This window comes from Duganella sp. 1224, from assembly GCF_013408245.1.
Classification (GTDB): Bacteria; Pseudomonadota; Gammaproteobacteria; order Burkholderiales; family Burkholderiaceae_D; genus Rugamonas.
In genome coordinates this window covers 865,558-882,146 of record NZ_JACBYS010000001.1, presented here as the reverse complement: position 1 = coordinate 882,146, position 16,589 = coordinate 865,558, and the positions used below count along the sequence as shown (strand labels likewise).

Genomic DNA, 16,589 nt, shown 5'->3' with positions numbered 1-16,589 from the left:
TGTGCGGCCCCTAACGTAATAACGCCCGCAAAAGCGGGCGTTGGCGATATCAGTGCGGCAGCGCGGGGCCGCCGCATATCGGGGTACGATCAGCGATCGTTCTTGTGGCTTTGACGGCCGGCCTCGGCGTGCTGTTCCGGCGTACCGCCACGGGTCCCGCTGCCGCTGCCGCCGCCACTGCTACCGCGCGAACCGCCGCTGCCGCTTTGCTGGCTGCCGCTGCCGCCACTACCGCCACGCGAGCCGCGGCCCGAACCGCCTTCCTCATCATCGTCTTCGGTGTTGCTGCCGCTGCCGCGCGAGCCGCCGCCGCTGCCGCTCTGCTGGTTGCCATCGTTCTTATGGCTCATGCTGCCGGCGCGGCGTGCTTCCTCGGACGTGAACTCGTGCGCGTTGCCCGATGCGTGAGCGGCGCGGCCGCCTTCCGCCGCGATCTCGCGCTGGCGTTCCGGATCCATCGATGCGAAACCGCGGTTGCTGGTGTCGCTCTGTTGATTGCTGCGGCTGCCGCCGCCCTGATTACCCTGGTTACCTTGATTACCCTGGTTGTCCTGTTTCGAGTTGGCCATGATACTGGTCTCCTTTAGTGGTTGAATCCCGACGCACATGCGTCAGGGAGATGCCATCGTAAGGCCAGCCCGGTTGAAGATGTAGAGCATGCGGCTTGCGCTGGCGTAGGACATTCCTTGCTTGTTAAGAGCTGCGGTCACATATGGCTGAGCCAATCGGTTGCATGAAGGCCCGCCTACAGCGCGACGCGCCTTGTTCCTACATCGCGTTGATGAGCGTGGCTTTAAGATCGGGTCTGACGCGTCTGCGGAGGCGCGCACTTTTCCACTCGGAGGCGATGATGAGCAAGACCACGCAAGGCGGTAAAAACGGCGGCAACAGCAGTCTGCAGGAAGCCAAGGGCAGCAAGTCGGCGGCGACCGGCAACAGCGGCAGCGGCAAGGGCAACAGCCAGTCGGCCGGCAACAGCGGCGGCGGCAGCACTCCGGCCAAAGGCGGCAAGAGCGCCGGCAAGTCGAAGTAAGCCTGCCACCGGGCGCTGTGTACGCGCCCTCACCTCCGGCGCCCGTAGCGGGCGACTGTTGACCTCGACCTGTGGCACACTATTGCCATCCGAGACAGACAGGAATCAGCATGAGCGCCGGACCAGACGATCCCGATTCACAAACCACGCCACAACGGCGCGCCACCGACCACGGCGAACGCCGCAAACCCGACGCCCGCATCCACCAGGACAGCGGCACGCCGCGCTACCTCGACCCCGGCGACACCGTGTTCAGCCTGTGGGGCCGGGTCATCATGGCGCGCTACCGGCGCTTCGCGGCGGCGGCCACGCGCCACATCATCCAGCGGCCGCTGCACATCGGCGTGTCGGCGCGGATCTTCCACCCGGAGCCGGGCGCGACCGGGCTGCGCAGCAAGAACCTGCAGTATCTGGAGGAGTCGATCGCGCAGTGGGTGATGTCGCGCGATGTGCTGGTGTTCATGATCCCCACCGTTAATACCGATGGCCTGCTGCACCCCTCCAACATCCGCCTGCGCGACTACGCCAAGCACCTGGACGGGCTGGTGCTGCAAGGCGGCGCCGACGTGTCGCCGCAAAGCTATTCCGAGGTGCCGACGCGGCCCGAGTGGGGCGGCGACCGGGCGCGCGACATGTACGAGCTGGAGTTGTTGCACGAGTTTGTGGAGGCCGGCAAGCCGGTGCTGGGCATCTGCCGCGGCTGCCAGTTGATCAATGTGGCGTTCGGCGGCACCTTGTACCAGGACATCGCCACCGACGTGCCGGATTCGCTGGCGCACGTCAACGATGATTACGACCGCAACCGGCACGAGATCAGCTTCCCTACCGGCTCGTCGCTGGCGCGCATGTTCAAGGGCCAGCAGCGCGGGCTGGTCAACTCGATCCACCACCAGGCGGTGAAGACGCTGGGGCGGGATATGTCGGTCGAGGCGCTGTCGGTGCCGGACAACATGATCGAGGCGATCCGCTACCGCAAGGCGCCGTTTGTGATGGGCTTGCAATGGCACCCGGAATTCCACCGCGCCGGCGGCGTCGAACTGCTGGACTGCACTGGCATCCTCGACAACTTCCTGCGCGTGGCGCGCGAGACGCGGTTCTAGCCTACCACCCCATTTCGGCCTTCAGCGCGGCCGCGATGCGGTCGAAGACGTCCGCGCCAAGGCGGCGGCCCGTTCACCGCGGAACGCAGCAGCATGCGCAGCGCCGCGTCCTTGCGCTGGCCGTCAAAGCGGACCTTTAGCGGAACATCGCTGAACATCAACAGGGCAAAGGACTCTTGTATTTGGCGGTCCCGCCCCATGATCGCGGACGGCCACCACAGCTCGTACGCTTGGGTGTAGCGCCCCGCCGCCAGCGCGGTCTGGCCGTCGCGTTGGATGTTGACCGGCTGGCCGGCGGCGACCGGCGCGGCGCTCAGGGCAAGGGCCAGGAGCAGGGAAAGTTTCGTTAGCATGTTGCCTACAATAGCAGAAAATGCCACGACCGATCCGGTGTCTTCGGTGTAGACTGTCGGCTGCCCTGAATCCAGATCATCACCATGAGACGCGCCGTACTCGCTGCCTGCCTGCTTCTGGCCCTGCCGCCAGGCCATGCCGGACAGCCCATCCAGGTGGCCTATAGCGAACGGCCGCCCTACCTGATCACCCAGCCGGACGGCACACCCGGCGGACTGACCGGCGCGCCCACCACGGCGGCATTCAAGGCGGCCGGCATTCCGGTCGAATGGCATCTGGTGCCGGCCAACCGTCAACTGTTGATGGTGAAGGATCAGGCCAGTCCCAGTTGCGCGATTGGCTGGTTCAATACGCCGGCGCGCAAGGATTACGCCAAGTTCACCAAGCCGATCTACCGCGACCGCACCTGGGTGGCGCTGACGAATGGCGCCTTCGCCGCGCGCGGCATCGCCTCGCTGGACGAGCTGGCACGGCAGCATGACGCCCGCGTTCTCGTCAAGGACAATTTCTCGTACGGAGAGCTGGACAACTTCATGCGGCACTGGCAGCCGGTCACCGGCGTCTCCACCGCCTCCACGCTGAAGATGGTGCAATCGGTCAGCAAAGGTCTGGTGGATCTGATGTTTGTCTCGGAGGATGAGGGCAAGTACATCATGCAGCATCACGCCGACGAACATGCCCCCAATTTGCGGCTGCTGCAACTCAGGGATATGCCACGCGGCATAGAGCGCACCATCATGTGCGGCAAGACCGTGCCGGACGAGGTGATCGCCCGGCTGAACAAGGCGATTACCTTCAAGTGACTGTCGGCCGAATCAACGGCCGCGGAAGCGGTGGATCGCGGAGTCGACCACGCCTTCAACGCTGCCGCTGGCGTCGAACTGCTGGCGCAGATAGTGGGCGTCGCTGCCCTCGTGCGTGACTTGCACCAGGTGCTGCAGGCCGGCCGTGGCGCCGAGCGAAACACCATAAGGCTCCATCTTGCGCAAGGTGGTCAGGATGTCCTCGCGCAGCGATAAACTCTCGTATGTCTTCGGATGGACGATGGTACCGTCCAAACCAAACCGGCAGGCCTGGAAGCGGTTGTAATTGTAGACCAGGTAATCGTCCTCCGCCGGCGCCGCCTCGCGGCGCTCCAGCAGATACGCGCACAGCGATTGCAGATACACCGCCAGCGCCGCCGCCCGCTCCACCGTCAGCGGCGTGTCGCACACGCGCAGCTCGATGGTGCCGTACTCCGGCTTGGGGCGGATGTCCCAGTAGAAGTCCTTCATGCTCTTGATCACGCCGGTATGTTCCATCTTGGCGAAATACTCGTGCTCAAACGTGTCCCAGCTCTGCGTGAACGGCGCCCGCCCGCTCATCGGGAACGCAAACACCGAATTCAGCCGCGCCGAATTGAACAGCGTGTCATTCCCCTGCACATACGGCGACGACGACGACAGCGCGATAAAATGCGGCACGTAGCGGCTCAGCGCATGCAGCAAGAACAGCGCATCGTCACCCGAGGCGCAGCCAATGTGCACGTGCTGGCCGAAAATGGTGAACTGCTTGGCCAGGTAGCCATACAGCTCCGACACTTCCTTGAAGCGCGGCTTGGAAAAGATGCGCCGCTCCGACCATTTCTGGAACGGGTGCGTGCCGCCGCCGCAGATGCCGATGTTGAGCTGCTCGCCTGCCTGCACCAGCGTGTCGCGGATCAGCTTGAGCTGCGCCACCAGTTCGGTGTGGTTGGTGTGCACGTCGCTGTTAATCTCGATCATGCTCTCGGTGATTTCCGGCGTCACGTTGCCGGGGAACGGCTTGCGGCTCAACAGGTGCAGCAGGTCCGGGCTGGACGCCGTCAGGTCGAAGTCCGACAGGCTGACCAGTTGCAGCTCCAGCTCCACGCCCATGGTCAGCGGCTGCGATGATTTGAATGCTTCCAATGCCATTTACTTTTCCTCCAGCGGGGTTTCTTTCGCCCAGTACAGCGCGCGTTGCGTGACCACCGGGCCGATCACTTCCAACAGCAGCGTCATGGCCGTCAGCGCGGCCAGCTCGTCCACCAGCACGATGCCCATGTACTTGGTCTGTTCCAGCAGCAGCGTGACAAACACCGACATCGGCGACAGCGCGATGCCAGTCAGCACGCCCTTGCGCCACGAGATGCCGCCCACGTGCGCGAAGGCCGCCACGCTGAGCGTCTTGACGATGAAGCGCGCCAGCAGCAGCACCGCCGCCAGGCCGGCGCCGTCAACCACCCGCTCCCACTCCAGCGTCGAGACGGCAAATACGAACAGCAGCACCGTCAGCAGTTCGCCGATGCCGCCGAAGTTGCGCTCGGTGCGGCTGAACGCCACGCGCTTGTGGCGCGCCGCCAGGCCGAAGGTCAGCGTGGCCAGCACCGGCGACACGTCAAACGCGCGCGACGCCGCCACCAGCAAAATCACGCCCAGCGCGAAGGCGATGGTGCCGTCCTGCGCCAGCGCGCCCAGGCGGCGCAGCACGGCCGGCACGATGAAGCCCATCACCGCGCCCATGGCGGCCGATACCAGCAGCTCGATGCCGCTGTGCGACACCGCCTGGGTCAGGCTGCCGGAGGTCTGGAACACCCAGAAGCCCACCACCACCTTGAAGGTGAACACCGCCAGCACGCAGTTGATGGCCACCAGGTGCAGGATGCGCTCGGTCACCTGGCCGGAGCTGTTGTCCTCGTTGATCACGCGCAGCACGCCGGCCGGCGAGGTCGACATGGCCAGCGACGCCAGCAGCAACGAGGTCAGCGGCGGCATGCCGGTCAGGTGCGAGATCAGGTAGACCACGCCGAAGGTCGCGGCCGATTCCACCAGGCCGCTGACCGCGATCCACGGATTGATGCGCAGCCAGTGCAGGTTGATGCGATAGCCGAATTCAAACAGGATCAGGCCGAAGGCCATATTGGCCAGGATGGTCACATTGCTCGACGCACCGCTGCTGAGCGCTTCCGGAAACGCCTGCGCCAGCAAGAACCCCACCAAACCGTAAACACTGATGCGCGGCAGGCGCGTCCAGCGATGCACGAATTCCCCCGAGAGCCACGCCACGGCAATTGCCAGCGGCCAGCCCAGATCGGCCAAAATGACCTGAATATCCGGCATGTACTTCTCCTTTTTAACAATACTTGTACAATTCTGCGCCATACCCTGCGCCTTCACAGTGCGCTGGAGAACATAAGGAAACAAATATGCTTGAAATTGTCAGTGAACATGCTTGCTTCGGCGGCCTACAGCGTTTTTATCGTCACGACTCGCGCGAGATCGGCCTGCCGATGCGCTTCTCGGTGTTCCTGCCGCCGCAGGCCGGGCACGGCCCGGTGCCGGCGCTGTTCTACCTCGCCGGCCTGACCTGCACCGAAGAGACGTTCATGATCAAGGCCGGCGCGCAACGTGTCGCGGCCGAGCTGGGCCTGGCGTTGATCGCGCCCGACACCAGCCCGCGCGGCGCCAACGTCGACGGCGAAAGCGACAGCTGGGACTTCGGCCTGGGCGCCGGCTTCTACCTCGACGCCACCGAACCGCAATGGGCGCCCCACTACCGCATGTACAGCTACCTCCACGAGCTGCGCGAGCTGGTGACGCAGGCGCTGCCGGTGGACGCGCGGCACATCGGCATCTTCGGCCACTCGATGGGCGGCCACGGCGCGCTGACGGTGGCGCTGAAGCGGCCCGACCTGTTCCGTTCGGTATCGGCGTTCGCGCCTATCGCCGCGCCATCGCAATGCCCGTGGGGACAGAAAGCCTTCACCGGCTACCTCGGCGCGGACCAGCGCGCGTGGGCGCAGTATGACGCCACATTACTTATGAAGGGATTAAAGACGCCCTTCCCGGCCGGCATCCTGATCGACCAGGGCCTGGGCGACAAGTTCCTGGCCGACCAGTTATACCCGGAGGCGTTTGAGGTGGCCTGCCAGACCGCGGCGCAGCCGCTGACCTTGCGCCGCCAGGCTGGCTACGATCACGGCTACTACTTCATCCAGACCTTTGTGGAAGACCACCTGCGCTTCCACGCCGCGCAACTGGCGCGCAGCACCCCGGACGAAAGGGTCTGACCCCGTACGGGGTCAAACCCTGGCCGCAGCGGTGTGCGGGGTTGGGCGGTGCCGTCCGCCGCCAAAGCAAAAAGGGCCACGGCGTTGCCGCCGTGGCCCTCGGACTACCGTGCTTACCTGACTTTACGCGGCAGCCGCCTTGCTCAGCACAGTGCGGATCGTGCCGGCCAGGTCCTCGGCCGAGAACTTGGCCACGTACGCGTCCGCGCCCACGCCTTTGACGTGGTCTTCGTTGGTCTTGCCCGACAACGAAGAATGGATCACCACCGGGATCTTGCCGAAGCGCGGATCCTGCTTGATCAAGCGGGTCAGCGTAAAGCCATCCATCTCCGGCATTTCCAGGTCGGTCAGGATCATGGCGACACGATCGCTGATCTGCACGCCCTCGGCCTTGGCGCCTTCGGCGATGGCCTGAAGGCGGTCCCATGCCTCCTTGCCCGACTTGGTCATGATGAAGTGGGCGCCCATCGCTTCCAGGCCTTTTTCGATCAGGTTGCGCGCCACCACCGAGTCATCGGCGGCGAGGATGACGGCGCCCGGCTTGAGCAGCACTTTCGGTCCGATGGTTTCGGGATCGACGTCCTTGCCTTCCGGCGGCACCAGTTCGCGCAGAATGGTTTCCACGTCCAGCACCTGCGCCAGGCGGGTGTTTTGCGTGTCGCCATCGACGCGGGCGATACTGGTAACCTTGCCGCCGGCCGTGCCTTCGGCGGTCAGCACCTGGCTCCAGTCCAGGCGCACGATTTCATCCACCGATTCGACCGCGAACGCTTGCGTGGTGCGCGCGAATTCAGTGACCAGCATGATATTCAGACCAGTTTTTGGGGTCACACCGACGATGCCTGGCAGATCCAGCACCGTGATGATTTGTCCGCGCAAGTTCACCACACCCAACATGTGTGGCGGGGATCCGGCCACAGCAGTCACTTCGGGCATGGCGACAATTTCGCGGATTTTGAAGACGTTAATACCGAACAACTCAGAGTGTTCGCCGTTGGCATCGGCGCCGAGGCGGAACAAGAGGAGTTCGAATTTGTTGGAGTTGGTTAAGTTACTACGCTCATCAACTTCCTGTTGAACAGATTTCATGGATGCGTCTCCTTCGGTGGTCCGCGCCCAGTATAACGTTTGCAAGGGCGAAGATGTTGTGTTGGAGAACGATAAACAACAAAAAAGCAGCCCGCAGGCTGCCTTTTAATGTGCTACTGAATTCTGGAGCGGGAGAAGAGTCTCGAACTCTCGACCTCAACCTTGGCAAGGTTGCGCTCTACCAACTGAGCTACTCCCGCAGAAGGCATGCATTATGACAGAAAGATTTCCATCACGCCAGTACCATCCTCCAACTTTTTAGCGGACGGTCGATAGTGTAAGCTTAGCTTGTTTAACTGCAATTTACCTGCAAGATAAGGAAGGGAATGGATTCAATCGAAGTCGTGTTGATCATGATGCTGGCGGTGGTGGCCAGCGCCTATTTGCGCCGGTTGCTGCCGGGTTCCATACCGCTGCCGCTGGTGCAGATCGGCCTCGGCGCGCTGATCGCCGCCAAGTCCGACCACGGCGTCGACCTGGAGCCGGACCTGTTCTTCCTGGCTTTTCTGCCGCCGCTGCTGTTCCTCGACGGCTGGCGCATTCCCAAGAGCGGCCTGCTGCGCGACAAGGGTACGATCCTGGAGCTGGCCTTCGGCCTGGTGGTGTTCACCGTGGTCGGCGCCGGCTTCCTGATCCACTGGATGATTCCCGCCATGCCGCTGCCGGTGGCGTTTGCGCTGGCCGCCATCGTCTCGCCGACCGACCCGGTGGCGGTCAGCTCGATTGCCGCCGGCGCGCCGATCCCGAAGCGCCTGATGCACATCCTGGAAGGCGAGTCGTTGCTGAACGACGCCTCCGGCCTGGTGTGCTTCCGCTTCGCGGTGGCGGCCGCGCTGACCGGCACCTTCTCGCTGCAAAGCGCCACCCTCACCTTCCTGTGGCTGGTGGCGGGCGGCATCACGGCCGGCGTTGGCGTCACCTGGCTGATCACCTGGGTGCAGCGCTGGCTGACGCGCCACTTCGGCGAACCGCCCGGCTCGCCCATCCTGGTCAACCTGCTGATGCCGTTCGGCGCCTACCTGGTGGCCGAGCGCCTGCACGCCTCCGGCATCCTGGCGGCGGTAGCGGCTGGCGTCACCATGAGCTACGTCGAGCTGAGCGGCCACGCCATGGCCAGCACCCGCATCCAGCGCTCGGCCGTATGGGACACCGTGCAGTTTTCGCTGAACGGCGTGATGTTCGTGCTGCTGGGAGAACAACTGCCGGAAATCTTCCGCCTGGCCGGCACCTCGCTGGAAGAAAGCGGCCACATGAGCCGCTGGTGGCTGCTGGTGTACGCGGTGGCCATCACTTTCGGCCTGCTGGTGCTGCGCATGGCGTGGGTGTGGGCTTCGCTGCGCCTGACCATCTTCAAGCAGACGTTCCGCCACCAGCAGCGCCACAAGATCAATCCGCGCCTGCTGCTGGCCACCACGCTGGCCGGCGCGCGCGGCACCATCACACTGGCCGGCGTGCTGACGCTGCCGCTGGTGCTGCCGGACGGCCGGCCGTTTCCGGCGCGCGCGCTGACCATCTTCCTGGCCTGCTCGGTGATTCTGCTGTCGCTGCTGGTGGCCAGCATCGGCCTGCCGCGCCTGCTGGCCAGCATGACCTTCCCGGCCGAGCCGGAGGAGCAGCAGGAAGAAGACCTGGCGCGCCGCGCCGCCGCCAACGCCGCCATTTCGGCCATCGAGAAGACCCAGGTCGAGCTGATGGAGTCGGATGCCTGCATCGATCCCGAGGTCTACCCGCAGGCGGCGGCGCGCGTCATCGCCTTCTACGAGCACCGGCTGAAGGAGGTCGATCCGGAAACCGAGCCGGGGTGGCGCAAGACCGATTCCGCCGAAAAGGAGCTGCGGCTGGCGGCGCTGGCGGCCGAGCGGCGCACGGTGTTCGACCTGGCGCGCCACGACCACATCTCCGACGAGACATCGCGCAAGCTGGTGCGCGAGATCGACCTGATGGAAGCACGCTACCGCTGACGCCATGCCCAAGACCCGTACCGTGATCGCCGTCGCCTGGCTGCTGTTCTGGCTCCTGATGATCAGCACCGCGGTGCAAGAGTATCTGCGCGACCATCCGGACGGTCACGGGCTGTGGAAACCCATCCTGTGGGAAGGCTCGTCGGCGCTGACCGGCACCGTGCTGCTGCTGGCGCAGCGCCATTTCACGCGCCGCCACGACCACCTGATCCAGGCGCCGCTGCGCTGGTTCGCGCGCCAGCTGGTGTGGCTGCCGGTGTACTGGATCGCGTTTGTGCCGATGGCTTTCGGCATGCGTCATGCGGTGTACGGCCTGGCCGGCGAGCGCTATCCGCACGAGGGCTGGGCCAGGATTTATCTGTACGAGGACATCAAGATGACGGTGTTCTTCTGCATTTTTTCCACCATCACGTTTGGCGTGCTGTCGTTTCACGCCATGCTGGACGAGAAGCTGCGCGTCGAGCGCGCCAACAGCGCGCTGCGCGAGGCGCAGTTGCTGCGCCTGAGCCAGCAGATGCAGCCGCATTTTCTGTTCAACGCGCTCAATACCATTTCCTCGCTGATGTACAGCGACGTCGCGCGCGCCGACGCCATGCTGGTGCAGCTGTCCGACATGCTGCGCGCCACGCTGGACGTCGGCGAGCGTCACCTGGTGCCGCTGGACACGGAGCTGCGCCTGCTGCGCGGCTACGCGGCCCTGATGGCGGAGCGTTTCGCCGACCGCGTCAGCATCGCATGGCAGATCGACGAGGGGCTGCTGGCCTGCGAAGTGCCGATGATGTGCCTGCAGCCCTTGCTGGAGAACGTCTTCAAGCACACGGTGGAAAAGCGCCGCCAGCCGACCGCGATTACCATCACCGCCGAGCGCCAGCACGGCACGCTGGTGCTGCGCATCGACGACAACGCCGGCCAGCTGGCGCCACCCAACACCGGGGTCAGTGCCGACATTCGGACAAATGGCATTGGCGTGCGCAATCTGCGCGAGCGGCTGGCCGCGCTGTACGGCAAGAGTGCGGCGCTGGAACTGCGGCAGCTGGCGCCGGCCGGCGTGCGGGCTGAGGTGAGGTTGCCATGCGCATCCTGATCGTGGACGACGAGCGTCCGGCGCGCGACAAGCTGCGGCGCATGCTGGCAGCGGAACCGTGCATCAGCGCTGTTGAGGAGGCGCGCGACGGCGTCGAAGCGCTGGAGCGATTGGCCACCTTTGCGCCCGACCTGCTGCTGCTCGATATACAGATGCCTGAAATCAGCGGCCTCGATGTTGCCGCCTCGCTGCCGGTACCGGCGCCGCTGGTGGTGTTTGTGACCGCGTATGACGAGTACGCCATCCGCGCCTTCGACGCCAACGCCATCGACTACCTGCTCAAGCCTTGCGACCAGACACGCTTGCAGCGCGCCCTCCAACGCGCGCGCGACCGCCTGGCGCCTGCGCGCGCCGCAACGCTTGCGCCCACGCCGTCCGCTGCGCCGGTCCCGCCGGCCGCATCGCACCCGTCCGCCACGTCCGCCACGTCCGTGCCGCCCGCTTCGCCCGCGACGCCTGTCACGCCGGCGCTGCCCGCCGTCGCGCAACTGTTGGTCCCCGAGCGCGGCGGCACGCGCATCGTCAGGGTGGACGCCATCCAGTGGATCGAAACCGCCGATAATTACGTCATCCTGCACACCGCCGATGGCCAGCCGCTGATGCGTCAGACGCTGGCCGGCCTGCTGGACAAACTTGGCCCACGCTTCATCCGCTGCCACCGCCGCGCCGCCGTGCAATCGGACTGGATCGCCAGCATCATCAACCACGACAAGGGAGACGGCGAACTGCTGCTGCGCGGCGGCGCGCGCGTCCCGCTCAGCCGCCAATACCGCGCCGAAGTCGTCGCCCGGCTCGGCGCCAGCACCTAGCCCAGCGCCGACTCGCCCCGCGCCACACCCGTTTCGCCCCAAGCCGGTGGACGCCCTGGGCCCCGCTCCGTAATCTGAACAACATCAAAAAAGGAGCGAGCAAATGACCAAACCACGCCTGTACTTCCTCGACTGGATACGCATCTTCGCGTTCCTTGTCCTGATCTGCTACCACACCGGCATGTACTACGTGACCTGGGACTGGCACGTCAAAAGTCCCCACGCCAGCGACGCCATCGAACCGCTGATGATCCTGTCCTCGCCATGGCGCCTTGGGCTGCTGTTCATGATCTCCGGCGTCGCCACCGCCTTCCTGCTGCAAAAGCTGGGCGTGGGCGCGCTGCTGCGACAGCGCAGCTGGCGGCTGCTGGTGCCGCTGGTGTTCGGCATGTTCGTCATCGTGCCACCGCAATCGTATTTCGAAGTGGTGGAAAAAGTCGCCTACCACGGCGGCTACGCCGACTTCATGCGCCTGTACGTCACCGGCTACCACGGCTTCTGCCGCGGCGACGACTGCCTGCGCATGCCGACCTGGAATCACCTGTGGTTTGTCGCCTACCTGTGGACCTACACCATGGTCGGCGGCCTGCTGGCCTGGCTGCTCGGGCCGCGCCTGGGACGTCTGTCCGACGCGCTGGGCCGGCTGCTCAGCGGCTGGCGCATCATCGTGCTGCCGGTACTGCTGCTGGCCGTCGCGCGCTACACGCTGGCGGACCGCTTCCCCACCACCCACGCGCTGGTCGACGACTGGTACAGCCATGCCCAGTACTTCCTGCTGTTCGCGCTGGGCGCGCTGCTGGCGATGCAGACCGGTTTCTGGGCCGGCGTCGCCGCGCTGCGCTGGACCAGCCTGGCGCTGTGGCTCGGCAGCTGGGCGCTGATCGTCTGCTACTGGTCGATTCCGGAAGCGCTGGCCGCCACGCCCGACGTGCTGCAATGGAAACCGCTGATGCGCGCGGTCTACTGCGTGTGCCAGTGGACGCCGATCCTGGCCGTGTGCGGCTTTGGCCAACGCCACCTGAACTTCGACAGCGCCAAGCGGCGCTACCTGACCGAGGCGGTGTTCCCGGTCTACATCCTGCACCAGACGCTGATCGTGGTCATGGCCCACTGGATGAAACCGATCCAGCTGGCGCCGGGCATCGAAGGCGTGTTCCTGATCGTGCTGACGCTGGTGTTCAGCTTCGGCGGCTTCGAACTGGTGCGGCGCGTGGCCGTGCTGCGGCCGCTGTTCGGCCTCGGCCCGGTGCGCGCCGCGCAGGCGTCAGGCCAGCCACTCCATGAACTGGCTGCTCAGCGGTAGCGTCAGCGCCGCCAGCAAGGTCTGCACCGTGATCAGCGCCGCCATCAGTCGGGTGTCGCCGCCCATCTGCCGCGCCATGATGTAGGCGTTGGGCGCGGTCGGCAAGGCGCAGTAAAAGCAGGCCGCCAGCGCCACCGGCGTGGACACCGCGTACATCAGGCTGACCTTGGCGGCCAGCAGCGGCAGCAACAGCAGCTTCAGCGCCGAGGTCAGGCTCAGCGCCAGCGGCCGCAGGCCCTGTAGCGAAAACACCAGGCCGCTGCCGACGCAGATGAGCCCCAGGCACAGCGCCGCGCGGCCGAGGATGTCCAGCGTGTTGAACAGCGGCGCCGGCTGCGGCAGGCCGGCCACGCTCCACACCACACCGGCCAGCGTCGACAGGATAATGGGATTGGTGGCCAGGCTGCGGCCGATGCGGCGGGCGTCGGCTGGCTGGCCGCTCCACCACGACAGCGCGATCACCGAGATCACATTCACCGCCGGCAGGCACAGCGCCAGCGACAGCATCACCAGCGCCGCCGTCTGCGGCGGGAACAGCAGCGCCGACACGGCAATGCCGAAATAGGTGTTGGGCCGCACCGCGCCCTGCACCACGGACGAGCGTGACGCGTCCGGCAAGGCGCGCGCCGGCAGCAGCATCAGCAGCGCTGCCAAGGTCACCAGCGCGGTCGGCAGCAAGGTCGCCAGCGCCAGCTCGCCCACCTGCGCCGAACGAAAACTCAGCTTGGCGGTGCCGCTGAACAGCAGCGCCGGGAAGCAGATGTTGTACGAGAACTTCTCGATCGACGGGAAAAACGCCTCGGGCAGCCACCCATAGCGACGGATCGCCACGCCCAGCAGGATGATCAGCAAGACCGGCAGGATCGCGTTCAGCATGCTCAATCCATGGCCACGCCGGACGGCCCGATGCGCTCGGCATTGGGCGTGTCGGCGATGCGGATGCGGATCAGGTGGCGCGCCGGATCGGTGTAGGTGGCGCGGCCGTGCAGCGTGCGGCGGTTGTCGGCCCACAGCAGCGTGTCGTCCGGCAGGTGCTGGCAGAAGCGCGGCGCGTGCTGCTCGATCACCTCGTTCAGCAGCGCCAGCGCGGCGCGCAGCGGCGGCGTGTCCAGCGCCGGCCGCGCGGCCAGGCCCTTGAGGATGGAGTCATGGCGCCAGCGCATCGCCAGCGTGTCGGCCAGTCGCTCGAACACCGGCGCCAGCTCGATCTCCACCTGTTCCTCGTTGGCCGCGTACACCGACGGCACGCGGAACGGCACATTCGCCTCGCTCAGCAACGCAAAGGTGGCGCGGCCGGCCTCGGTGCGCTGCAATTCGGCGTGGATGTCGTCGACGTCGATCAGCAGCGACTCGCCGCCGCCGCAACGCGCGGCGTTGACCACGTACAGCAGAAACTGCTCTTCCGGCATCGGATAAAACGAAGAGTCGGTATGCATGTCGGCATTGCCGACGCGCTCGGAAAACGTGACAAAGCGGTTTTCCGTGGCGCTGCCCGGCCGCGCGCGGATGTCCCACGCCACGCGCTGGGTGCGCTGGTCGGTGGAAGTCGGGAAGCCCAGGCTCAGCGCGATGGCGTACAGCACGGCGTTGCGCTCGGCCTCCGGCTGGCCGGCCAGACCGAGGTTGGTGATGGCCAGGCCGCGGGCGTCGGCGTGGCGCAGGTGGCGGCGCAGATGCTGCAGCGCAGGAAGCGCCAGCAGCTCGCGCTGCAGCACCTCTTCTTGGGGATGCGGATAAAAACCATTGCCGTTATAGTCGCTGAAGTAACGGCTGACCAGCCCGACGATGGCCGCCTGATCCTGGCCCCATTCGAAGTCGCGTTCGATGACAAAAATGTGTGGTGACTGTGTGAGTGGTGCGCCCATCCGAACCTCCATAAAAATGCCGCAAGGAAATATTTCCGCATACTAAAGCAGAACCATGCTGCGACGCAACATGCGGAAAGTACGTAGTGTTTGCTGCACTGCAGGGAGAAGCGGGATTAATTATCTTGTGATACTATGCGTTGCCCATGGGAAATATCACAATTTTCCACATTGCCACTAATAACAAACCAGGACGGCGCCCCACACTCGCGCCGGCCACTTGCTCCGGGAAGGAATACTTTTATGACTTTGTTACGTGATCTCAAGCTGGCGACCAAGCTGGGACTGGCGTTTGCGCTGGTGCTGGCGCTGGCGGCGGCGGTCGACGTGTTTGCCATCGTCAAGCTGGCCCAGGTCAACAGCGCCTCGACCGAACTGTCGTCGCGCTGGATGCCGGCCATGCGCGTGGTGCAGGACCTGAAGGCGCAGATCGCCCGCATCCGCACCCGCGAATTCCAGTACATCATCTCCAACGACCCGGCCGAGATGGACAAGTATGACAAAGTCATCGCCAACGACCTGGTCGACCTGGGCAAGATGCAGGACACCTACGTCAAGCTGATCGCCACGCCCGAGGAAAAGGCGCTGTACGACGACTTCCTGTCGATGTGGGAGCGCTACATGGCGGAAGACGCCAAGATCCGCGCCGCCTCGCGCCGCAATGACGACGCCGCCGCCATCCAGCTGATCCGCGGCGAGTCGAACAAGCTGATCGTGTCGCTGCGCGGCCAGGTGGACAAACTGGTCAAGCTGTACGAGGACGGCGGCGACGCCGCCTCCGCCCGTGGCGACGCGCTGTATGCGTCGGCCCGCGTGTGGATCATCACCCTGCTGATCGGCTCGATCGTGCTGGGTGCGCTGTGCGCCACGCTGATCACCCGCTGGCTGGTGCAGCGCCTCGGCGGCGAGCCGGATTACGCGGTGGCGATCGCCGGCCAGATCGCCGGCGGCGACCTGAGCGTGAGCATCGAGACCCGCGACGGCGACCGCAACAGCCTGCTGTTCGCGATGAAGTCGATGCGCGACAGCCTGTCCGGCCTGGTCGAGCGCGTGCGCGCCGGCACCGACACCATCGCCAGCGCCTCGCAGCAGATCGCCGCCGGCAACGTCGACCTGTCGGCGCGCACCGAGCAGCAGGCGGCGTCGCTGGAGGAAACCGCCGCCTCGATGGAGGAGCTGACCAGCACCGTCAAGCAGAATTCGGCCAGCGCCAGCGAAGCCAACCAGCTGGCCTTGAGCGCGTCGGCGGTGGCGCAGCAAGGCGGCGCCGTGGTGTCACAGGTGGTGCAGACCATGGGCTCGATCAACCAGTCGTCGCGCAAGATCGTCGACATCATCGGCGTGATCGACGGCATCGCCTTCCAGACCAACATCCTGGCGCTGAACGCCGCCGTGGAAGCGGCGCGTGCCGGCGAACAGGGCCGCGGTTTCGCGGTGGTCGCCACCGAGGTGCGCAACCTGGCGCAGCGCTCGGCCGCCGCCGCCAAGGAGATCAAGGAACTGATCAGCGATTCGGTGCAGCAGGTGGAAGACGGCAGCAAGCTGGTGGAACAGGCCGGCGCCACCATGGAAAACGTGGTGGCCAGCGTGCGCCGCGTGACCGACATCATGAGCGAGATCAGCGCCGCCGGCGAAGAACAGCGCGCCGGCATCGAACAGGTGAACACCGCCATCGCCGGCATGGACGCCGTGACGCAGCAGAACGCCGCGCTGGTGGAGGAAGCCACCGCCGCCTCGCAGAGCATGCAGGACCAGGCCACCGCGCTGAGCGAGCTGGTATCGGTGTTCCGTCTGGCGCAGCAGACCTCCGGCCGCACCGCCGCGCGCGACCTGCATCTGGTGAAAGCCCCGGCCGCGCAGCCGGCCGCGCCCGTCGCCGCCCTGCCGTCGCGCCGCCGCGCCTGACGCGCCGGGCGCCTGGC

The 16,589-nt window shown here is 65.6% G+C and carries 15 protein-coding genes, 1 tRNA gene and 1 pseudogene; 9 read left to right on the top strand and 8 right to left on the bottom strand.

Annotated features, from left to right (window positions below):
• Positions 1-341 precede the first annotated feature (341 nt).
• Positions 342-569: pseudogene (locus FHW58_RS27885) on the bottom strand (KGG domain-containing protein); the annotation flags it as partial.
• A gap of 281 nt (positions 570-850) precedes the next feature.
• Here FHW58_RS27885 and FHW58_RS04000 point away from each other — a divergent pair.
• Both FHW58_RS04000 and FHW58_RS03995 read left to right on the top strand, forming a co-directional pair.
• Entirely contained in the window at positions 851-1,033 is a 183-nt protein-coding gene (locus tag FHW58_RS04000) for a hypothetical protein (RefSeq protein WP_179671756.1), read from the top strand.
• Between the two features lie 110 nt (positions 1,034-1,143).
• Positions 1,144-2,133, top strand: coding sequence for a gamma-glutamyl-gamma-aminobutyrate hydrolase family protein (locus tag FHW58_RS03995; RefSeq protein ID WP_179671755.1), 990 nt, complete (start codon positions 1,144-1,146; stop codon positions 2,131-2,133).
• On the opposite strand, the gene FHW58_RS03990 is transcribed toward FHW58_RS03995, so the two are convergent.
• Positions 2,130-2,486, bottom strand: a complete 357-nt coding sequence (locus FHW58_RS03990) for a hypothetical protein (protein ID WP_179671754.1) — start codon at positions 2,484-2,486, stop codon at positions 2,130-2,132. The two genes, FHW58_RS03995 and FHW58_RS03990, sit on opposite strands and share 4 nt — an antisense overlap.
• A gap of 84 nt (positions 2,487-2,570) precedes the next feature.
• Between FHW58_RS03990 and FHW58_RS03985 the strand changes: the two genes are divergently transcribed.
• The gene (locus tag FHW58_RS03985; protein WP_179671753.1) at positions 2,571-3,290 is read left to right on the top strand and encodes an ABC transporter substrate-binding protein; all 720 of its coding nucleotides are present in this window, start codon (positions 2,571-2,573) and stop codon (positions 3,288-3,290) included.
• Between the two features lie 12 nt (positions 3,291-3,302).
• Here FHW58_RS03985 and FHW58_RS03980 read toward each other — a convergent pair whose 3' ends face one another.
• Both FHW58_RS03980 and FHW58_RS03975 read right to left on the bottom strand, forming a co-directional pair.
• Positions 3,303-4,421, bottom strand: a complete 1,119-nt coding sequence (locus FHW58_RS03980) for a YbdK family carboxylate-amine ligase (protein WP_179671752.1) — start codon at positions 4,419-4,421, stop codon at positions 3,303-3,305.
• Complete coding sequence (locus tag FHW58_RS03975; protein ID WP_179671751.1) at positions 4,422-5,606, bottom strand: cation:proton antiporter; 1,185 nt, start codon at positions 5,604-5,606, stop codon at positions 4,422-4,424.
• A gap of 86 nt (positions 5,607-5,692) precedes the next feature.
• Between FHW58_RS03975 and fghA the strand changes: the two genes are divergently transcribed.
• Positions 5,693-6,556: an S-formylglutathione hydrolase gene (gene fghA / locus FHW58_RS03970; protein ID WP_179671750.1), complete on the top strand. Its 864-nt coding sequence runs from the start codon at positions 5,693-5,695 to the stop codon at positions 6,554-6,556.
• Positions 6,557-6,679: 123 nt separating this feature from the next.
• Here the strand turns inward: fghA and FHW58_RS03965 are convergent, their stop codons facing one another.
• Together FHW58_RS03965 and FHW58_RS03960 are read right to left on the bottom strand one after the other, a co-directional pair.
• On the bottom strand, positions 6,680-7,645 hold the full coding sequence (locus FHW58_RS03965) for a chemotaxis protein (protein WP_179671749.1): 966 nt from the start codon (positions 7,643-7,645) through the stop codon (positions 6,680-6,682).
• 124 nt (positions 7,646-7,769) lie between these two features.
• Positions 7,770-7,845 (bottom strand) — tRNA-Gly (locus tag FHW58_RS03960).
• A 126-nt stretch (positions 7,846-7,971) separates the two neighbouring features.
• On the opposite strand from FHW58_RS03960, the gene FHW58_RS03955 reads away from it, so the two are divergent.
• The 4 genes from FHW58_RS03955 (at position 7,972) to FHW58_RS03940 (ending at position 12,802) form a co-directional block, all read left to right on the top strand.
• Entirely contained in the window at positions 7,972-9,606 is a 1,635-nt protein-coding gene (locus FHW58_RS03955) for a Na+/H+ antiporter (RefSeq protein WP_179671748.1), read from the top strand.
• Between the two features lie 4 nt (positions 9,607-9,610).
• Positions 9,611-10,690 (top strand): sensor histidine kinase, encoded by a 1,080-nt coding sequence (locus FHW58_RS03950; protein WP_179671747.1) that lies wholly within the window; start codon positions 9,611-9,613, stop codon positions 10,688-10,690.
• A complete protein-coding gene (locus FHW58_RS03945; RefSeq protein ID WP_179671746.1) occupies positions 10,678-11,499 on the top strand; it encodes a LytTR family DNA-binding domain-containing protein in 822 nt (273 codons plus the stop codon). Before FHW58_RS03950 ends, FHW58_RS03945 begins: the two co-directional genes overlap by 13 nt.
• Before the next feature lie 103 nt (positions 11,500-11,602).
• On the top strand, positions 11,603-12,802 hold the full coding sequence (locus tag FHW58_RS03940; protein WP_179671745.1) for an acyltransferase family protein: 1,200 nt from the start codon (positions 11,603-11,605) through the stop codon (positions 12,800-12,802).
• Here FHW58_RS03940 and FHW58_RS03935 read toward each other — a convergent pair.
• The gene (locus tag FHW58_RS03935; RefSeq protein WP_179671744.1) at positions 12,764-13,678 is read right to left on the bottom strand and encodes an AEC family transporter; all 915 of its coding nucleotides are present in this window, start codon (positions 13,676-13,678) and stop codon (positions 12,764-12,766) included. The genes FHW58_RS03940 and FHW58_RS03935 overlap by 39 nt on opposite strands.
• 2 nt (positions 13,679-13,680) lie before the next feature.
• Positions 13,681-14,667 carry a TauD/TfdA family dioxygenase gene (locus FHW58_RS03930; protein ID WP_179671743.1) on the bottom strand — a complete coding sequence of 329 codons (987 nt, stop codon included), beginning with the start codon at positions 14,665-14,667 and terminating at the stop codon, positions 13,681-13,683.
• 243 nt (positions 14,668-14,910) lie between these two features.
• Between FHW58_RS03930 and FHW58_RS03925 the strand changes: the two genes are divergently transcribed.
• Entirely contained in the window at positions 14,911-16,572 is a 1,662-nt protein-coding gene (locus tag FHW58_RS03925) for a methyl-accepting chemotaxis protein (RefSeq protein ID WP_179671742.1), read from the top strand.
• Positions 16,573-16,589 lie beyond the last annotated feature (17 nt).